At 62.5% G+C, this 18,747-nt stretch carries 15 protein-coding genes; 6 read left to right on the forward strand and 9 right to left on the reverse strand.

Features of this window, described 5'->3' with window-relative positions; genetic code table 11:
- The first annotated feature begins 1 nt into the window (after nucleotide 1).
- The 4 genes from FHU31_RS25505 to FHU31_RS31695 all read left to right on the forward strand — a co-directional run bounded on the left by FHU31_RS25505 (nucleotide 2) and on the right by FHU31_RS31695 (nucleotide 3,927).
- Nucleotides 2-814: a TIGR03084 family metal-binding protein gene (locus tag FHU31_RS25505; RefSeq protein ID WP_011895439.1), complete on the forward strand. Its 813-nt coding sequence runs from the start codon at nucleotides 2-4 to the stop codon at nucleotides 812-814.
- The gene (locus FHU31_RS25510) at nucleotides 811-2,547 is read left to right on the forward strand and encodes an acyclic terpene utilization AtuA family protein (RefSeq protein WP_011895440.1); all 1,737 of its coding nucleotides are present in this window, start codon (nucleotides 811-813) and stop codon (nucleotides 2,545-2,547) included. The genes FHU31_RS25505 and FHU31_RS25510 overlap by 4 nt, the downstream gene beginning before the upstream one ends.
- Before the next feature lie 413 nt (nucleotides 2,548-2,960).
- Nucleotides 2,961-3,623: a TetR/AcrR family transcriptional regulator gene (locus tag FHU31_RS25515; RefSeq protein ID WP_011895441.1), complete on the forward strand. Its 663-nt coding sequence runs from the start codon at nucleotides 2,961-2,963 to the stop codon at nucleotides 3,621-3,623.
- A 106-nt stretch (nucleotides 3,624-3,729) separates the two neighbouring features.
- Nucleotides 3,730-3,927 carry an adenylate cyclase regulatory domain-containing protein gene (locus tag FHU31_RS31695; protein ID WP_231963591.1) on the forward strand — a complete coding sequence of 66 codons (198 nt, stop codon included), beginning with the start codon at nucleotides 3,730-3,732 and terminating at the stop codon, nucleotides 3,925-3,927.
- Between the two features lie 604 nt (nucleotides 3,928-4,531).
- Here the strand turns inward: FHU31_RS31695 and FHU31_RS25525 are convergent.
- A complete protein-coding gene (locus FHU31_RS25525; RefSeq protein ID WP_052537345.1) occupies nucleotides 4,532-5,677 on the reverse strand; it encodes an acyl-CoA dehydrogenase family protein in 1,146 nt (381 codons plus the stop codon).
- A gap of 138 nt (nucleotides 5,678-5,815) precedes the next feature.
- Between FHU31_RS25525 and FHU31_RS25530 the strand changes: the two genes are divergently transcribed.
- Nucleotides 5,816-6,532, forward strand: a complete 717-nt coding sequence (locus tag FHU31_RS25530; RefSeq protein ID WP_263988016.1) for a TetR/AcrR family transcriptional regulator — start codon at nucleotides 5,816-5,818, stop codon at nucleotides 6,530-6,532.
- A gap of 122 nt (nucleotides 6,533-6,654) precedes the next feature.
- Complete coding sequence (locus FHU31_RS25535) at nucleotides 6,655-8,289, forward strand: IS1634 family transposase (RefSeq protein ID WP_167163472.1); 1,635 nt, start codon at nucleotides 6,655-6,657, stop codon at nucleotides 8,287-8,289.
- 50 nt (nucleotides 8,290-8,339) lie between these two features.
- Here FHU31_RS25535 and FHU31_RS25540 read toward each other — a convergent pair whose 3' ends face one another.
- The 8 genes from FHU31_RS25540 to FHU31_RS25575 all read right to left on the reverse strand — a co-directional run bounded on the left by FHU31_RS25540 (nucleotide 8,340) and on the right by FHU31_RS25575 (nucleotide 18,613).
- Nucleotides 8,340-9,146, reverse strand: coding sequence for an SDR family NAD(P)-dependent oxidoreductase (locus FHU31_RS25540; RefSeq protein ID WP_052537343.1), 807 nt, complete (start codon nucleotides 9,144-9,146; stop codon nucleotides 8,340-8,342).
- A 157-nt stretch (nucleotides 9,147-9,303) separates the two neighbouring features.
- Nucleotides 9,304-10,761, reverse strand: coding sequence for a cytochrome P450 (locus FHU31_RS25545; RefSeq protein WP_043985034.1), 1,458 nt, complete (start codon nucleotides 10,759-10,761; stop codon nucleotides 9,304-9,306).
- Between the two features lie 154 nt (nucleotides 10,762-10,915).
- On the reverse strand, nucleotides 10,916-12,505 hold the full coding sequence (locus tag FHU31_RS25550; protein WP_052537341.1) for a flavin-containing monooxygenase: 1,590 nt from the start codon (nucleotides 12,503-12,505) through the stop codon (nucleotides 10,916-10,918).
- A 62-nt stretch (nucleotides 12,506-12,567) separates the two neighbouring features.
- Complete coding sequence (locus FHU31_RS25555) at nucleotides 12,568-13,530, reverse strand: alpha/beta hydrolase (protein WP_043985032.1); 963 nt, start codon at nucleotides 13,528-13,530, stop codon at nucleotides 12,568-12,570.
- A complete protein-coding gene (locus tag FHU31_RS25560) occupies nucleotides 13,527-15,041 on the reverse strand; it encodes a flavin-containing monooxygenase (RefSeq protein ID WP_043985121.1) in 1,515 nt (504 codons plus the stop codon). Before FHU31_RS25560 ends, FHU31_RS25555 begins: the two co-directional genes overlap by 4 nt.
- Before the next feature lie 116 nt (nucleotides 15,042-15,157).
- Nucleotides 15,158-16,825 (reverse strand): flavin-containing monooxygenase, encoded by a 1,668-nt coding sequence (locus FHU31_RS25565; protein WP_043985031.1) that lies wholly within the window; start codon nucleotides 16,823-16,825, stop codon nucleotides 15,158-15,160.
- Nucleotides 16,822-17,745 carry a hypothetical protein gene (locus tag FHU31_RS25570; protein ID WP_011895451.1) on the reverse strand — a complete coding sequence of 308 codons (924 nt, stop codon included), beginning with the start codon at nucleotides 17,743-17,745 and terminating at the stop codon, nucleotides 16,822-16,824. The genes FHU31_RS25565 and FHU31_RS25570 overlap by 4 nt, the downstream gene beginning before the upstream one ends.
- Before the next feature lie 31 nt (nucleotides 17,746-17,776).
- Nucleotides 17,777-18,613 carry an SDR family NAD(P)-dependent oxidoreductase gene (locus FHU31_RS25575; protein ID WP_043985120.1) on the reverse strand — a complete coding sequence of 279 codons (837 nt, stop codon included), beginning with the start codon at nucleotides 18,611-18,613 and terminating at the stop codon, nucleotides 17,777-17,779.
- Between the last annotated feature and the right edge of the window lie 134 nt (nucleotides 18,614-18,747).

The following is an 18,747-nucleotide window of genomic DNA, read 5'->3' on the forward strand; positions in this document are numbered from 1 at the left end:
CGTGGCCGTGCCGATGGAGTCCTTGATCACCGACATCGGGGCGGAAACGGCCGAGCTGTGGTCACTGATCGCCGAGCTGCCCGAGGGGCAAGCCGGGTGGGACGCGCCCACCCCCGCGGCAGGCTGGGCGGTCCGCGATCAGATCAGCCATCTTGCGTTCTTCGACGACGCCGCGGTGCGCTCAGCCACCGACCCCGAAGGGTTCACGGCCGAGGTGCTGCCCATGCTCGCCGACGGCCGGATCTCCCCGGACACCATCGCCGAGCGCTACCGGCCGATGCCGACAGCGGAGCTGCTGTCCTGGTTCGACGGCGCGCGCCGCGCCCTCGTCGCTGCCTTCGCAGCGATCGACCCCTCGATGCGGGTGCCGTGGTTCGGCCTCCCTATGAGCGCGGCTTCCTCGCTGACCGCGCGGATCATGGAGACCTGGGCGCACGGTCAGGACATCGCCGACGCGCTGGGAGTGACCCGTGTGCCCTCGGCCCGGTTGCGCCACGTCGCCCACATCGGCGTGGGAGCGCGGGCGTTCAGCTACATGGCCAACGGCCTGGAGGTGCCCGAGGAACCCGTCCGTGTCGAGCTCACCGCACCGGGGGGCACGCTGTGGACCTGGGGCCCCGACGGCGTGCCCAACCGGGTCACCGGCACTGCGCACGACTTCTGCCTGCTCGTCACCCAGCGCAGGCATCGCGACGACACCGCACTGCACGTCACCGGTCCGCTCGCCGACCAGTGGCTCTCCATCGCGCAGGCCTTCGCCGGACCTCCCGGTGGCGGGCGCACCGCAGGACAGTTCGACGGAGGTGTGTCGTGAGGGACCCGGTACGCATCGGAAATTGCTCGGGCTTCTACGGCGACCGGATCGCCGCGGCGCGGGAGATGGTCGAGGGCGGGACGGGCGAGCAGAGCATCGACGTGCTGTGCGGGGACTACCTCGCTGAACTGACGATGCTCATCCTGGCGAAGGCCCAGGCGAAGGATCCGGCGGGCGGTTACGCGCGCACGTTCCTGACCCAGATGGAGCAGGTGTTGGGCACCTGTTCCGACCGCGGTATCAAGATCGTGGCCAACGCCGGTGGGCTCAACCCGGCCGGGCTGGCCGTCAGATTGCGCGAGCTTGCGGACCGGCTCGGTATCACCGTCCGGATCGCCCACATCGAAGGTGACGACTTGCGCGGGAACCTCTCCGCGATCACCCCTGCGGTCGGTGAGGTCAAGCCGGTCTCGGCCAACGCCTACCTCGGGGGTTGGGGTATCGCCGAAGCGCTGGGTGCGGGCGCCGACGTCGTCGTCACCGGACGGGTGACAGACGCCTCGCTGGTCGTCGGCCCGGCCGCCTGGTGGCACGGGTGGGAGCGCACCGACTGGGACCGGCTCGCCGGTGCCGTCGTGGCCGGCCACGTCATCGAATGCGGACCACAGGCCACGGGCGGCAACTACGCCTTCCTCGACGAGATCACCGACCGTCGCTACCCGGGCTTCCCGATCGCGGAGGTGGCGGCCGACGGCTCGTCGGTGATCACCAAGCACGCCGACACCGGGGGGCTGGTGTCGGTCGGTACGGTCACCGCCCAGCTGCTCTACGAGATCGCCGAGCCGGCCTATCTGGGGCCCGACGTGGTGACTCACTTCGACACGATCTCGCTGGCCCAGCAGGCCGAGCACCGGGTGGCGATCACGGGTGTCACCGGCAGCCCGCCACCGGAGACGCTCAAGGTGGCGCTGAACGAGGTCGGGGGCTACCGGAACACCATGACGATGGTGCTCACCGGCTTGGACCTGGAGGCGAAAGCCGCGTTCGCGCAGCAGCAGCTGTTCGACATCCTCGGCGGCCGGGGATCCTTCGCCGAGGTCGACGTCCGGTTTCTGCGTTTCGACACACCGGATGCCCCCACCAACGACCAGGCGTGCGCGCACTTGCGGATCACGGTCAAGGACACCGACCCGCGCAAGGTCGGCCGGGCGTTCTCGAGCGCAATCATGGAGATCGCTCTGGCCGGGTATGCCGGCTTCCACACCACCACGCCACCCACGTCGGAGTCAGTGTTCGGCGTGTATCGCCCAGCGACCGTGCCCCGGTCGAGCGTGACGCAGGTCGTGGTGCTGCCCAACGGTGAGCGCCGGAGGATCGCCGATCCGCCGACCGGTAGCGTGCCGGCCGCGAAGGTCCGGGGCAGCGCGGCAGCCGCGCCGCCGACCGAGCCGACATGCCGCGCGCCGCTGGGCGCGGTTCTGGGCGCGCGGTCCGGCGACAAGGGCGGCAACGCCAATATTGGTCTCTGGGCCCGCGACGACGCCGGCTATGCCTGGGTGCGCGAGCACTTAACCGTCGAGCGACTGCGCGGGCTGCTCGGCCCGGAGGCTGCGCAGCTGCGCATAGAGCGATTCGAGCTGCCCAACCTGCGTGCGCTCAACGTTGTGGTGCACGGGCTGCTGGGGGAAGGCGTGGCATCCTCGACCCGGCCGGATGCCCAGGCGAAGGGCTTGTGCGAGTACCTGCGCTCCCGCATCGTGGACATACCGCAATCCCTTGTCGGCGCGACCTGACAAATCCCGAATTTGGAGTAGCCGGGCCACTCTGTCGACGTATCGCCAATCAAGTCGCCGTCCTCTGCCTGCTGCTTGACGTAGCCCCTTTGCCAAAGCCGTGTTGCCGAACGATGTGATGACGATCGGATGACGCCAACAGCGTCCGGCAGACGGAGAGATGGCTTTGTCCAGTTCCTTGCCGAACTGGACATCCAAAGAGGGCGCAGCGATCTGCCCACGCGGTTGCCGATCTTGGCCAATGAGCGGGCACATCCACGAATGGGGATCACACGCGCAGGCGCCAGCCACCTGCCACTGGGCGTCTACATTTCAACTCAACCTGGGATTGTGAGCAGGTGTTAACGTTCGTAGTGTAGCTCCCGGCGCTGCAGTGCTGCGCGAGCCCTGGTTGCGAGCGAAGGAAGGTAGTAGTGAACAAGGTGGTCGTTGCCGGACGTACCCGGGTCGGCGGCGAACGTCGGGAACGGATTCTCGCCTCTGCCACCGAGTTGATTGCCGAGCGGGGCTACCACGCTGTCTCCATGGCCGACATCGGCGTTGCATCAGGGGTTGTCGGGCCGGCCATCTATCGCCATTTCAACAGTAAGAGCGATCTACTGGCGGCCCTCTTCGAGCGAGTGGTGGACAAACTCCTTAAGCGTGCGACGGCGATCGTCGAGCAGTCCCGCGACGAGGCGGAGGCGCTGACCCTGCTGGTGTCAGACCAAGTCGCCTTGGTAATGGATCAACGCGAGCTGGCAATGGTGTATTACCGCGAAGTGCACAATCTGTCGGATCAGCACCAGAGCCGGTTGCGCCGAAAGCAGCGACTCTATCTAGAAGAGTGGGTACACCTCGTCGGAGAATTGCGGCCCGCGGTCGATGAGATTGAACTTCGGGCGATGGTTCATGGAGCGATCGGAGCCATTCAATCGATCTTGCACTACCGCGGCACTGGCCTGGCTCCCGAACAGACCTCTGCGCTGCTCGTTGCGATGGGTCACGCCGTGCTCGGCGTCCCCGCGTCGAGTCACCAGGTGCGCGGCGTGAACACTGAACCATCCTGTCCGCGTCCCGGTACGCCGCAGCACTAAGCAGGTCCAGGGTGTCAGCAACACACGAAGACGACCTCGCTCAGTATGTCTGCACGACGGTCTTGAGGGCGACAGCCGCCAGGAAAGGACTCATCTAATTGCCTGGCTGCATGCCCAGGGCTTCACGATTGATCAAAGCCGACTGGTGGCCCCAACCCCTCTCCTTCTTCCTACAAGCCGCGTACTGGGTGATGAGGGACGGTACGTCTCTCTGCGCGAGCTGAGCACGGAAACCGGAATCCAGACGAAACAGTCGCCATATTGCGGGCCCTCACGGAAGGCATCGGGCAGGCCACGGAGATGATGCGTGGCTTCGCGCGCTGAACATGTTGAAAGCTTCAGCCCGACGATTTGGAGAGGCTCGCGAATCGACTCGCGACTGCTGCGCGCGAGGCTGCCAACCCACCGGTTGAGATTCGTGAAACCCTCGGGGCGCGGTCATGCTGGTCTCATCACGACCGACGCCGCTGGTGACGACGATGCTGGACCTGATCGACAGCGCGTCAGCAAATGACCTGCCTTCCTTGAGGATTGGCGTGGCGTCCGGGTCAGCGGTCTCGCGCGCGGGCGACTGGTTCGGCAACCCCGTGAACCTGGCCAGCCGAGTGAGCGCGGCGGCGCGGCCAGGCGCAGTGTTGGTGGGACTCCACGCGGGTGATCGTCGACGACGCAGGCCTCCGGTGGTCGTCCGCCGGCGCATATCGTCTGAAGGGCGTCAGCAGCAAGGTCAACCTGTCTCGGGCGCGGCGCGCCCAGGCCGGCCGAGTAAGGCCCCCGTTTGAAGCGAGCTCGCCGGGTATCCGCCTAGTGAACAGTGACCGCCTAATGAACAGTCACCACCGACTTGATAAGCGAACGCCACCTCGCTATCGCGGCCCCTCGTAACCAATCTAGCGGTCGAATTCGATCTAAAGCGACCGAGCAATGATCTCCTTCATAATCTCGTTTGTCCCACCGTAGATCTTCTGAACGCGAGCATCGGCCCACATCCTGCCGATGGGATACTCGGTCATATAGCCGTAGCCGCCGTGGAGCTGCAAGCAGTCATCAAGGGCGACCATCGCACGCTCAGTAGTCCACCATTTCGCCATCGCGACGGTGGGGATGTCGAGTTCACCGCGCAGATGGCGGGCGACGCAGTCGTCGATGAAAACGCGGCTGATGTGGGCGTCGGTGGCGACCTCGGCGAGCTTGAACTTGGTGTTTTGGAAGGCGAAGACGGGCTTGCCGAAGGCATGCCGATCTTTGGTGTATTCCACAGTGAACTCGAGCGCTGTTTCTAGTACTGTCACTGCACCAAGCGCAAGGATCAATCGCTCTTGGGGAAGTTGCTGCATCAACTGAATGAACCCCTGGCCTTCAGTCGTACCCAGGAGGTTCTCAACCGGAATGTGCACATCTTCGAAATAGAGCTCGGAGGTGTCCTGTCCGCGCTGACCGACCTTGTCCAACACCCGACCCCGCCGAAAGCCCGGTCGATCGCCTTCGACCAAAACCAACGAGATTCCGTTCGCTCCGGCAGTCGGGTCGGTCTTGGCGACGACGATGATCAAGTCGGCCTGAGCGCCATTGGTGATGAATGTCTTGGAACCGTTGACAACGTATTCGTCTCCAACGCGCAGTGCCTTGGTCGTAACAGATTGGAGATCGGAGCCCGTGCCTGGCTCCGTCATCGCAATCGCGCCAACCATCTCACCAGTTGCCAGTCGGGGCAGAAAACGTTCCTTCTGCTCGTCGGTGCCATACTCGAGCAGGTAGTGGGCGACGATTCCGCTATGCAGCGCCGCACCCCATGCTGAATCACCGATGCGGGCCTGTTCCTCGATCAAGACCGCCTCATGGGCGAATGTTCCACCACCTCCGCCGTACTGTTCGGGGATTGACATGCACAGCAACCCCAGATCACCCGCCCGGGTCCACAGGTCTCGATCCACGTGGTGCTGCTCGATGAAGCGGGCACTGTGCGGCGCGATCTCCTTCTCACAGAACGTGCGCGCCAAATCGCGGAGTGCATCGAGGTCGTCGTCCATCCAGCTAGAGCGATTGGCTGCCATTAGAGAGTCCTCACTGTTATTACTTGCGCACCGATCCCGCAATGGGTCTCGCTACACGCTTATGGGTACATGGTGTACCACGAAACGGACACTGGGTACAACACGTACCCAGAACTTTCCAGAGCGCGGGGCGTTACGGTGAGCATCGTGGAGCGAAAGCAATGGGCGGACACCACAGCGGGACGCCGTGCAACCAGTAAGTTGCCAGGCCGCGAACTACGTCGTGAACAGATCATCGAAGCAGCGCTCAGCGCAATCGAAGAGAACGGACCCCACGCACTCACCGGCCAGATCGCAGACAAGGCCGGTTTAGTCCGCACGCACTTTTACCGCCACTTCGCAAGTAAAGAAGAACTCGATCTAGCCGTCGCCCGCCACGTCCACCGCGAACTCACTGCAAAGATTCGCCTAACTCTGGATGTGCAGGGATCACCGCTAGACGTGATTCGCGCGCCGGTCACACAGCACGTCATGTGGGCTGACGAACACCCCAACCTCTATCGGTTCTTGGTGAACCGACACTATCGGCGCAGCACCGAGAAAACCTCGCCCGGCACCAGTGCATTCGCCTCCGAACTCGCCGTCGCGGGTGCCCGTTACTTTCCTCGCTACGGCGAGGACTCAGAGGCGGCAGACCGCAATGTCGCCGCCATCATGGGCCTGATGGACGCTTCGGTCCTATGGTGGCTGGACCATCGCGACTCCACTCGTGACGAACTCGTCATTCGATTGACACGGCAAACCTGGTTGATAATCAATGACAGGCTGCAGGAACTGGGATTCCAGCTTGATCCCCACTTACCTCTCTGCGAACCGAAAACCTCATCAGGTACAACTCGAGCCTCCCCACGCTAAACCCTCCGTCTTAGACCTGACTTAGGACATGGTCGGTTGAATTCTGTGGTGGCAGTTCTTTGACCTGCGGCTCCTCTGGGTTTAGTGCCCTGTTTGGGGCACTAAACGGGTAGGTTCTGGCGGTGACGTACGTGCGGAAGGTGCGCACGGCCTCGGGTGCGGTAGCGGTGCAGGTTGTGCGTAAACATCGAGGTAAGCGGACCATTCTGGCCCACGTCGGGTCTGCGCATACCGATGCCCAGCTCGGGATTCTGCTTGAACGAGCCCGTCAGATCGCTGCCGAGGATCAAGGTGTTCTCGATATCGAGGTCCCGGCGCGGACTCAATCCGTTGATGGGATCGCCGACTGGCGAACCGGAATCTTACCGTTGTCTCCGGGCGTCCCCAGGGGTGTCCCGGTTCGGCCGGGACGTACCACCGCGACGCATTCGAGGTTGCTCTACGAGGTGCTCGGCGCGGTGTATGACTGGCTTGGTTTCGACGCTGTCGACGACGCGGTGTTTCGGGATCTGGTGATCGCCCGAATCGTCGAGCCCACCAGCAAAGCTGGCGCGGCGCGGGTGCTGACTGATCTGGGCGCAGACACGGTGTCGTACAGGACGATTCAACGTCACCTGGTGAAGGTCAACACCGGAAAGTACCGTGACGCCATCGCCGGGATGTGCTTCACCCATGCCGCGGACCGGGGTGGGTTGAGTCTGCTGCTCTACGACGTCACGACACTGTATTTCGAGGCCGAGAATGAAGACGACCTGCGCAAGGTCGGCTACTCGAAGGAACGCCGCGTTGACCCGCAGATCGTCGTCGGTGTGCTGGTTGATCGCACCGGGTTCCCGTTGGAGATCGGCTGTTTCGAAGGCAACACCGCCGAGACCACCACCCTGGTGCCGATCATCACCGCCTTCGCCGACCGTCACGACCTGACCGGTACACCGATGGTGGTGGCCGCGGACGCGGGCATGCTCTCAGCGTCGAACCTGGCCGCACTCGATGAGGCCGGGTTGGGCTTCATCGTAGGCTCCCGGGCGGTGAAGGCGCCAATCGACCTCGCCAGCCATTTCCATTGGAACGGTGATGTTTTCGCCGATGGGCAGATCATCGACACCGTCACCCCTCGGCACGCCAAGAGCACTGTCAACGACCTCGCACACCGGGCCGAACCGGTGTGGAATCCCGACGATCACGTCGGGGCGTGGCGGGCGATCTGGGCGTATTCGGCCAAACGAGCGCGCCGCGATCAGAAGACGCTCTACGCCCAAGAGGCCCGCGCCCGCGCGGTCATCGCCGGCGAACGCGTCGCCAAAGCCACCCGCTTCGTCAAGACCCGTGCCGGGGACCGCATCCTCGACGAGGCCAGCCTGGCCCGCGCGCAATCACTGGTCGGACTCAAGGGCTACGTCACCAACATCCCCACCACGGAGATGGCCGCGAGCGAGGTGATCGGCAAGTACCACGACCTATGGCACGTCGAACGCTCATTTCGGATGTCCAAGAGCGACCTTCGCGCCCGCCCGATGTTTCACCGCACCCGCGACGCCATCGAAGCCCACCTGAGCATCGTGTTCACCGCCCTGGCCGTCTCCCACGCCATCCAGGAACGCACCGGCCTGGCCATCGCCAACGTCATCAAGCAACTACGGCCACTACGGTCGGCGACCATCGTCATCAACGGCGCCACCGAGACATTCCCACCCGAGGTCCCAGCGCCGCAACGAAAAATCATGGCCAGCCTCGGCATCCCCGAACCGGGGCACTAAGCGAAATGTCCTAACTCAGGACGCTAAACCCTCCGTCTTAGACACCGCCATCAACGATGATTGCGTTGGCGCCGCTCACCAACGCCGCGCATCAACGCGAAAGCTCTCAACCCGAGCGACGGCGCAGCATCGCTAGTGCGCGCAACTACGCCGCGCCACCGAGGAACTACCCGGAATATCTGGCGACTCTCCAGCAACTCGAGTCCTGCGCGGGCCACGGCCGCCGCATCCATTGGACGAGGTCCGGCGAACAGTAGCGCCGCCCCAGGGTCGGCGACTCGGTCGGTGACCATTTTCGTACTCACCACGTCGGGGCATAGCGCCCGGGCACGGATTTGCAATCCCGCATGGTCAAGATCGCCTTGCAGCGATGTGGTGAACGACAATACGGCGGCTTTAGTGGCTGCGTACATCGCGAGTCCAGGGATGGGGGCCAGAGCCGAGAGCGACGCGATGTTGAGGATCGCACCCCCACCTGCGCCCATGGCGGCAACTGCCGCGTGTGACCCGGCAACGACACCTCGTACATTTACATCGAGGATCGACGCAATCTCGGCATCGCTGTGACTCCAGCTGTTACCCGCGATTAGGATCCCAGCGTTGTTTACCCACACCGCCAGAGGGCCAGCGGCTAAAGCCTGAGCAGCGACTTCCCGATGACCCGACGGATCTCGTACGTCGTGCGTGGCGCTCCAAGCGCCACCGCCGACCTCGGTGGCAGCGCGCTCCGCCGCGTCGCCATCGACATCCGTGAGCAAAACCTTGTGACCGGCAGCGGCGAGTTGTCTCGCGATCTCCAGACCAATCCCTCGACCTGCTCCTGTGACGACGGCTGTTGATGGTTCTAGCATGACCATCCTTTCCGGCAGTTTGCGTAGGTTTGCCGACTACGGTTCGCCGGGGTTTGTTGAGGATCTCCGAGGCCACTTGGAGGACTGCGTCGATTCTGCCGGCGCCCTGTGAGGGCGATGTGCTCGGCCAAGCACTCAAAAGTCTCGTGGAATGACCTAGATATCATCGGCGACACAACGTAATAGGTAGGCCGTCGACAGGGACAGGCAGGGACGTATTGTCCCACCGAACGCGGTAGCCGTCATCCAGACTCCAGGTGAATTCCCGCAGCATCTCGTGCAGTATTGCCTTCACCTCCAAGGTGCCGAAGTGCATCCCGATGCACTTGTGCGCGCCTCCTCCGAACGGAAGCCAGGCGAAGCGGTGGGCGTGATCCTCGCGCCGTGGCGGCTCGAATCGCGTTGGGTCAAACCGGTCCGGCTCGGTCCACACTGTGGGCGCAAAGTGGTTGACCGCAGGCGTGATGGCGACAAGCACTCCGGAGGGGACGTAGTAGCCATCAATTGCGGTGTCGGTCACCGTCTTACGCATAACCAACGGTACCGGTGCAACTAGTCTGAGCGACTCCTTGATGACCAAGTCCATCGCCGTGAGCCCCTCCAGGTCCTCAATGTCCGGCAGATCGTCGCCTAGACGGTCAGACTCAGCACGAAGTCGATCCTGCCATTCAGGATTCTTCGCCAAGAAGTACGCCACAGCGGCAGTGGTGATCGTTGACGTGTCATGAGCGGCCATCATCAGAAAGATCATGTGATTTATGATGTCCGCATCAGTGAAGCGTTCGCCGTCCTCGGCGCGCGCCTCACATAGCGCGGCGAATAAATCATCATTCTGCCCCGAGCGTGCCGCCGGTAAGTGCCGGGCGAAGTACGCCTCCAGCAACCGGCGACCGCGCACTCCGGCGCGGTACCGCGTCCCGGGCAGAGGAGCACGCACGATCGCACTGGCAGCGCGGACGGTTGCTACAAAGGCTCGATTTACTGAACGGCTGTCCTCTTTCCCGCGGCCGCCCATGAACACATCGGTTGCCACGTTGAGCGTCAAATCCTTCAACAGGGGATACAAGCGGACACCCGAACCGGTCGGCCACTTCGGTACGCTAGAACGAACCGATGGCCCGACCTGCTTGACATAACCGGTTAGTCGCGGACGTGTGAACGCCTCCTGCATGATTCGCCGATGCATCAGATGCTCATCGAAGCTCATCAGCATCAGCCCCCGATGAAAGAACGCATCGATGAGAAAACCCCAACCATCTTGCGAGAAAGCCTTGGCTTTGGTGGTGAGTGCTTCTTGAGTTGCCTGCGGTCCCGCAATGACGACCATCTTGGTGCCAAACGCCCCCATCCACGAGACCGAACCAAATCTCTCGTACCGCTCTCTACTGAGGTCAGAGCCGAAGCGAATGTAGTCCAGTGTGTGGCCAACGAGAGGCAATCCCTGATCGCCGATAACTGGCTTCAATCCGCTACCTGTCGGCGGCGCGGCAAGTTCGCGAACCGGCCATCGTCGACTCACCTCCTGGATAGCGCGCTCGACGCGCTGCGGGAGGGGATTCAGTAGTACCGACGACAGACGGTCACGGGACTTGCTTGCCGAACCGGACGGCGATTTGGTCATCGAGTGCCCCCTTGATGTTGTTTCTCGCATTATCGGAAGGATTTCACCCATCGTTTACACCGGTGACCACCCTGTCAACGGCGATCACAGTTGCCGCTCGAATGTCAGCGACTCCCCGCCGTCCTCGGATACCCGTCACTGAACAGAGCCGCCACTAGTCGACGCTATCGGCCCCGCTGGGGGCATAGGGCATGTCGGCCAGATGGGTGTTGGCCGGCTCGGGTGTCCCCCTGCGCGACGAGTTCGCGGGCGCGGGACGCGACAGGACGTAAGCGCGCCGCTTCGGCCTGCGCGCACGAAGGCGATACAGGAAGGTCGGGCTGGGCCAGTTGGTGGATATCGAACCGCGCGCCGAGCGATACCAGCTCGTGCACATAGTCCACACGGATTTGTCCAGGCGGCGACCCAACCGGTCGTTGAAGCGCTTCTCCACGTCGGCACGCACCTCGATGACACTTCGCGGATGGGCACGGAGAACCTTCATCAACCTGACGATGTGTCGGGCCTGCGACTCGAGCATGTAGACAATCGACCCGGATCCCACGTTGGTGTTCGGCCCGTACATCATGAGGAAATTCGGGAAATCTGGCACCGACAGGCCGTAGTAGGCGTGCGCGCCATCTGCCCACACGTCCGACAATGTTCGGTCCGAACGGCCGTGGACCTCCATCGGGGAAAGAAACTCGGTGGCACTAAAGCCGGTGCCGTAGATGATGACGTCGGCGGCATGGAATTCGCCGTCCACCGTGCGAATTCCGCCGGGTTCTACTGCCTCAATATCGTCGGTCACCAGTGCGACGTTGGGACGGGCGAGTGCGGGGTAGTAGTCGCTGGAGAACAGGATCCTCTTGCATCCGGGCGCATAGTCCGGTGTCAGTTGGGAACGCAGCCGCGCGTCGTGCACCTGGCGACCTAGGTGCCTGAGGGCGACGCCGCCAAGGACTCGCGCCACTGGCTTCGCATCGACGAGTGCCAACGCCAAGAACTCGAATATCGTCCAGATCATCAGACGTTCGCTGAGCCGCAGAATGGGTAACTTGCGCAGCAGTTGGTGATGCCGCCCACCGTACTGACGATCGAATTTGGGCAGCACCCATGGGGCTGACCGTTGGAAAACATCCAAGTGCGCGGCGCATGCAGCGACCACCGGGACGAATTGCACCGCACTTGCGCCAGTGCCGACGACCGCAATGCGCTTGCCGCTGAGATTCAGATCGTGGTCCCAATTGGCGGAATGAAACGACGGGCCCGCGAACCCCGACATTCCAGGAATGTTCGGGATCGAAGGGCGCGACAGCTGTCCCACGGCCGAAATGACGACATCACACTCCAATTCTTCGTTGGAAGTCGTGGTCAGACGCCATGTGTTCGAGCGCTCATCGAAGGCTGCCTTGGCGACTTCGGTCTTCGTCCGAAGGAGGGGCAGCAATCCACTTTCGTCGACGACGCGGCGAAGGTAGGCGAGGATGTCGCGTTGTTCCGCGTAACGCCGGCCCCACGTGGGATTCGGCGCCGAGGAGATCGAGTACAGCTGCGACGGGACATCACAGGCAGCCCCCGGGTAGGTGTTCTCCCGCCAGACTCCCCCGACACCATCGCCCTTTTCGACGATGAGGACCCTGTCGAACCCCGCGCGTGTGAGGCGGAGTGCCAGGGTAATTCCGGCGAAGCCGGCGCCGATGATGACGATCGAGGGGTTACCAGGGGGATTGTCCTGGGTTTGTTCACGTTTCACGGGTTTCATCGTTAGCTCATACAACCTTCGTGCTGGGGCGCCTCGTGGTCAAGGCGTGCGCAGGGACGCTGTCAACGGACGGTGGCCGAAGTAGCCAAGAACTCGCCACCGAGCCTGAGGGCCTCACGCGCTTCGGGCAATAGGCGAAACATCGCCTGGAAGACATGGATCTGGCCGCGGAAAACTTGCAACTGCGAGGAGACCCCTGCAGTCTGCAGACGTTTGGCAAAGACTCTGGAGTCGTCGAGCAACATCTCTCGTCCGCCGACCTGAATCAAAGTTGGTGGCATGTCCGTGAGATCAGCGTCGAGCACGCTTATCCTCGGGTCGGCTGGATCGGCGCCCGCCACGTACAGACCCATTGTTCTCGACGCAGAGATGGCGGACGCAAAGGGGTCCCGTCTGCGCAGATCACGGTCCATCGCAAGTTGACATGTCAAATCCAGCACCGGCGACATCAGCAGCATGGCATCCGGCGTCGGCAGTCGATGTTCCCGAGCGCCAAGCGCCGTCGCCGCAGCAAGCTGGCCGCCTGCGGAATCTCCGGCGAGCGCCACCGTGCCAGAAGACGCGGTGATCGCGCTTCCCTCTGTCAACCATCGATAAGCGATCAGTGCATCATCTGCGGCCGCCGGGAAGGGATATTTCGGGACCAATCGATAGCGCACGGCAAATACCGGCCTGCGGGCGGCCGCGGACAGTTCGCTGATGAGGCCACGGTGGGTCTCGGGAGAGCACATAGAAAATGCGCCGCCGTGTATATAAAGAATCGGCGGAGCATCCGAGGCCACGTTGGCCGCCTTGACCCAGTCGCCTCGCACACGTTCACCGGCGAAGGGCGTGTCTACCTTCTCGACACTGATTGCGCGCCTTGGCCGCGACACCACGAGTGTTCCCCGTAGCACGCGGTCCATGACCGCGAAGCCATGCTCGTTGGCCGGAATCACCTGCGTGAGAGGTCGAAGAACGCGTCGCGCCGTTGCCGCGACCAGGTGGCTCGCCATGCTCGGATTCGGCCTGGCAGGTGAACTCATCCGGCGGTGACCACCTTCTGTGGGGCAGTGTCCGCCTTTTTCGCCGGTCGTCGTTCGAAACGGTAGTCGGCCAGGTCGAATCGTCGACTGCGCCAGATCGACTCGACCGTCGTCGTCGGACGCAGAGGCACGTCCCCATGCTTGTCGAAGTAATAGCTGTTCGCGCCCGCGCAGCTGTCCTGCCAGAAGACCTGCGTATGCCGCCGTGCCAGCATCTCCGCGAAGAAGCGTTGATTCGCCTCCTCGCGTACCTCGACGTAGTTCGAGCCGGCCGTCCTGGCCTGCCGGAGGCAACGGAGAATGTGACCCGCCTGTGCCTCGATGAGTGCGAAGTAGGACGAGCCGTTGTATCCGTACGGGCCAAACACTGAGAAATGGTTCGGGAATCCTGGCACGCTGACGCCCTCATATGCCTGGAGTCGGTTCTCGTCCCACCACTGTGCCTGGTCTCGGCCGGCGACACCTCTGAGCGAGTAGGTGGGCATGCTGTCCGATTCCATGACCTTGAATCCCGTTGCCAGCACGAGCACGTCGATCTCGTGTCTGGCGCCATCGGCCGTAATTACCGCGGTTTCATCCACCCGGGTGATGGGGTTGGTTTCAAGATGGACGTTGCCGCGGTTGAACGTCTTGAGATATTCGTTGTGAAAGCTTGGCCGCTTGCAGCCCAGCGCGTAGCGCGGTGTCAGCTTATCCCGAACGACCGGGTCTGTGACCTGCCGACGCATGTAGCTGATCGCTGCACGCTCGATCGCCGACGCCAGCGGTATGGCGGTATGGAAGTGCGCTGCGACGGGAAAGGTGAGTTCGACAAACGCCTGGCTGGCTGCCCGCGCGGCGATCTGCGCTCCGGGTGCGAGCCGGAGAAGAGCACTCAGCGGGCGGGGCACCGCGAAGTCGAATTTCGGTAGACACCATATCGGGGTGCGCTGAAAGACGGTGAGTGTGTCCACGTCCTTGGCTATCGAGGGGATCAGTTGCACCGCCGAGGCGCCCGTCCCGATGACGGCGACCCTCTTTCCGGTGAGGGTCTGCTGGTGGTCCCAGCGCGACGTGTGCATCGTGACCCCGCCGAAGTCCCCGACCCCCGGTATGTCCGGCGTTTTTGGTCGCGTGAGAACCCCGGAGGCATTGATGACGAACCTGGCTGTCAGTTCCTCATCTGTCGAGGTGAACAAACGCCACAATGTCGATTCTTCGTCGAACTCAGCCCTCACAACCGTGACTCCGAAGCGGATGCGCGACGCGAGGCCATATTTTTCCACGCAATGCTTCGCGTAGTTCTTCAGTTCGATCCCCGGCGCATAGGTACGTGACCACGACGGGCGTTTCTCAAAGGAGAATTGGTAACTATATGACGGAATGTCTACTGCAATCCCCGGGTAGGTATTCCAGTACCAGGTTCCACCCACCCCTTGGGCCTCATCAACGATGAGGAAGTCTGAGAAACCTTCCTTCAGCAGCTTGATGCCCACCCCGATCCCGGAGAATCCAGCTCCGATGACCAATATCTCGTGGGTGGGGACCTCGTGGGTGGGGACCTCGTGGGTGGGGACCTCGTGGGTGGGGACCTCGTACGTAGAGGCTCCGGAGGTGGGGGCATTCTCGTCGCCCGCGACATGGACACTCAAGCGTCTTTCCTCACTCTCGAGGCTGCGCGCTTAGGCGGTACTTTCCCGACGCCCACGTCCAGGATGTCGGCTTTGACGTCAGACCGCGTTGGCAGGGCGCCTGCGCTTTTTCGGCCCTGGGTTACCTTGGCCTTGCGGCCCTGGGCAACCTTGGCCACATTCGAGCCGTTTTGGGCGTGTTCGGTTGGGTGGTGCTCAGTTCGTGCGGTTGTCGGGGTCGTTACATAATCACCCATGTCGACCTTGGACAGTGCGCGCACGAACTGGGTGGCGAAACCGGGGTACATGGTGCCGTTGTATCCGTCATTCGTGAGGTACCAGCTCTTGCAACCCGAATTCCAAGTCGTACTTCCCAACCGCTGCTGTACCTCGCCGTGGTAATTATTTTGCCGATCTTCGCGGACCTCGAGCGTACTGAGATCATTCGCGATGATCGCGCCGATGGCTTTGACGATGTAGTTGATCTCGGCCTCCATGTACACGAGGGCCGAGTTATGGCCGGGCCCTGAATTCGGACCGAAGGTGAAGAACAGATTGGGATAGCCCGCAACGGTGACGCTCCGGTACGCATAGGCGCCCTGGGACCACTCGTCGGAGAGCTCACGACCAGCTGCGCAGATGGGAAAAGGCGTGCCGGCCTTGCATACATCGAAGCCGGTGGCAAAGACGATGCAGTCCACTTCGTGTTCGATGCCATCTGCGGTCCGTATGCCATTCGGCGACAGGGTCGCGATCGGCCATGAGATGAGCTTGCAGTTGTCGCGTTGAAGAGCGGGGTAGTAATCGCTGCTCATCAGCATCCGTTTGCAGCCGGCGCGGAAGTTCGGCGTCAGCTGGCGCCTGAGCCAAGTATCCGATACCTGCCTCCGTAAATTCGCCTTCGCCACCAGCTGGATGCCGGTGGTGACCGGGGTATCCCAGACCATGCCGACGGCCATGAGCTCGTGCACCCAGAACCACGCCTGCCGTGCGGCTTTCTGCACGAGAGGCGCTCGACGAAACGCCGTGCGCGCCCACTGCGGATGGGAGAAGTCGGGCCGAGGGAGGACCCAGCCGGGGGTGCGTTGGAAGACCTTCACCGACCGCGCAGTCTTCACCAGTTCGGGAATGATCTGAACAGCGCTGGCTCCGGTGCCGATCACGGCGACACGTTTGTCGCTCATGTCGTAGTCGTGATCCCAACGCGCACTGTGGATCTTGTGACCATCGAAGGTGTCCAGTCCGCGGATGTCCGGCAGGCTCGCATTCGCCAGCGGCCCACTGGCCATCACTGCGGTGCGCGCCGTGAACTGCGAGCCGTCAGCTGTCTGCGCCGTCCACAGTGCGCTTTCCTCGTCGAACTCCAGACCGGTGACGTTCACTCCGAACCGGATGAAACGCGACAGCGAGTACTTGTCCACCATCGTCTTGATGTAGCCGAGGATCTCGGCGCTGCCCGAATACGCGCGGGACCAGTCCGGATTTTGCTCGAACCCGTAGGAATAGAGCAGCGACGGGATGTCGCACGCCGCGCCGGGATAGGTGTTGTCCCGCCAGGTACCACCCACCTCGTCGGCACGTTCAAGGACAACGAAATCGTCGATACCCTGTTGTAGCAACCGGATTGCGGTTCCCAGGCCGGCGAAACCCGCACCGACGATCAAGACGGTCGTGGTGTCGCTCATCTGGCCACCGGTTCGTAGGTCAGCTCTTCTGTCCACGTCGGTGACTTACCGAGCACCTCGGTGGGGAAGTGGTCGATCGCGGTACCCAGCCGCTGCGAAATGAAATGCAATGGCTGAGAACGCTTGATGCTGGCGGACATGTGAGCCTTCAAGATGTGGTAGCCCGGAACGCGGCGCGTGAACTCACTACGATCTCCGACGTTCTCGTACCGCATCACCGCGTTGTAGAGCTTCTCCTCCGACAATCCCATGGCGTTGAGATTGGTCAACATCCTGGTGAGCAACGGCACGTAGAGGACGCCGCCGAGAAGGATTCTCGGGTCGATGAGCGCCCCCATCGTCTGAGTCGCATGAATGCGCATGGGGCTGGCGCCGAGGTCGTTCAGAACCTGGAATCCCACTGCCAAGTGCCGCGATTCGTCGTTGTTGACCTTGTTGAAGACCTCGGCGCAGAGCGGATCCTGCACCTCGTCGAGAAGGAACTTGAGCAATGCTCCGTCGAGCGCAGTCTCCAAGGCTGGGATCGCCGCTCCGATCACCGTCAGCGGGAGGGCCTCGGCGTATCGGTCGATCCACTCGATGACCAGTCGAATATTCTTGTTCGGCACCGGGATTTCCCCTTCCTCGAGCATCCCCCACCGCTGCATGAGCGCCAGCTCCGCGTTGGCGTGCCGCTGCTCCTCGGCATGGAAATACCGGTAGATGTCACCTAGAGCCTCGAACGGCGCTTTCGGCGCCATGGCGGCGAACGCGCGTGCACCGACGTGTTCTATCCACACCACGTCAGCCATGAACTGCTTCAGTTCGGGCCGCTGCTCATCAGTGATTTTATCGGCGCCCGGCGCATCCCAATCGATGTCGGCCAGCGCCCACTGCCGATTCTTGATCGTCTCGAGCATATCGCTGTATTTGAATGCCATTGGAGTCTCCTTTGTCTTTGTCTGGAATGACTTAGCGCGCGATTCGCTCAACCAAACCGAGCGCACGGGTATACGTGGCAGGCACTGCCCGCTTAAATAACCAGAGAATCTTCGCGTCGACTTGGGGTAGGACGTGCAACTGACCGCGATCGTTCGCGTCCAACGTTTTGCGCGCCACCGATTCCGCCGACACGCCGGTCCACTTCATCAAATTCGTTGCCAGCTTGGCGGCCGACTCCTCAATACCAGGGTTATCGACGATGTTGGTCTTGACAAATGTCGGGCACAGTACAGTCACCGCCACACCAGTACCACTCAGCTCGGCCGCCAAAGTCTCGGATAGCGAGAGCACTCCGGCCTTGCTGACGTTGTAGGCAGCCATCCGAGGCGCCGCTCCGAAACTTGCAGCCGACGCGACGTTGATAATTCCGCCGCTGCCCCTCGCGCGAAGCCGCGGTACGAAGATCTCGCAGCCGTAGATCACTCCCCACAAGTTGATTGAGAGCGTCGTCTCCCAGTCGCGTTTAGCCGTCGCGCCGATGACATTGCCACCGACTCCGATGCCCGCGTTGTTGATCACCAGGCTGGGCGACTCCCCAAACCACTCTTCAGCGCTGTGGGCGAGTTCGCGGACCTGTTCTTCATCGGAGACATCGCACACGATGTCGAGGCCATCACCGCCCGCTTGGACGACGAGACCGACCGTCTCCTTGGCACGCACGGGATCGATGTCGGCGCATACCACCCGCCCGCCTCTGCGGGCGAGCTCTACCGCAAAAGCGCGACCAATTCCACTGCCAGCCCCTGTAACAACCGCGTTCGCGCGGTCACTTCTGCGAGGCGACTTGCCCCACCACAAGAAATCCATCAGTACCGAGTCCTTGGCAGATCGGAGCATGCTGATCCGGTGAACCAAGCCAATCTGCTGCCGCTTGGTGGCAGTGAACACAATTGTGGTCGCATGCCACCAGTTTGGCGGGGGTGCTATGTCTTTGTCAAGAT

The organism is Mycolicibacterium fluoranthenivorans (genome assembly GCF_011758805.1).
GTDB classification, from domain to species: domain Bacteria; phylum Actinomycetota; class Actinomycetes; order Mycobacteriales; family Mycobacteriaceae; genus Mycobacterium; species Mycobacterium fluoranthenivorans.

What these genes read in the sequence shown, in the direction of transcription:
- FHU31_RS25540 (WP_052537343.1), bottom strand. Translation starts at nt 9,146, where the DNA reads ATGGTCATGCTAGAACCATCAACAGCCGTCGTCACAGGAGCAGGTCGA.
- FHU31_RS25545 (WP_043985034.1), bottom strand. Translation starts at nt 10,761, where the DNA reads ATGACCAAATCGCCGTCCGGTTCGGCAAGCAAGTCCCGTGACCGTCTG.
- FHU31_RS25555 (WP_043985032.1), bottom strand. Translation starts at nt 13,530, where the DNA reads ATGAGTTCACCTGCCAGGCCGAATCCGAGCATGGCGAGCCACCTGGTC.
- FHU31_RS25525 (WP_052537345.1), bottom strand. Translation starts at nt 5,677, where the DNA reads ATGGCAGCCAATCGCTCTAGCTGGATGGACGACGACCTCGATGCACTC.
- FHU31_RS25570 (WP_011895451.1), bottom strand. Translation starts at nt 17,745, where the DNA reads ATGGCATTCAAATACAGCGATATGCTCGAGACGATCAAGAATCGGCAG.
- FHU31_RS25550 (WP_052537341.1), bottom strand. Translation starts at nt 12,505, where the DNA reads ATGAAACCCGTGAAACGTGAACAAACCCAGGACAATCCCCCTGGTAAC.
- FHU31_RS25565 (WP_043985031.1), bottom strand. Translation starts at nt 16,825, where the DNA reads ATGAGCGACACCACGACCGTCTTGATCGTCGGTGCGGGTTTCGCCGGC.
- FHU31_RS25575 (WP_043985120.1), bottom strand. Translation starts at nt 18,613, where the DNA reads ATGGATTTCTTGTGGTGGGGCAAGTCGCCTCGCAGAAGTGACCGCGCG.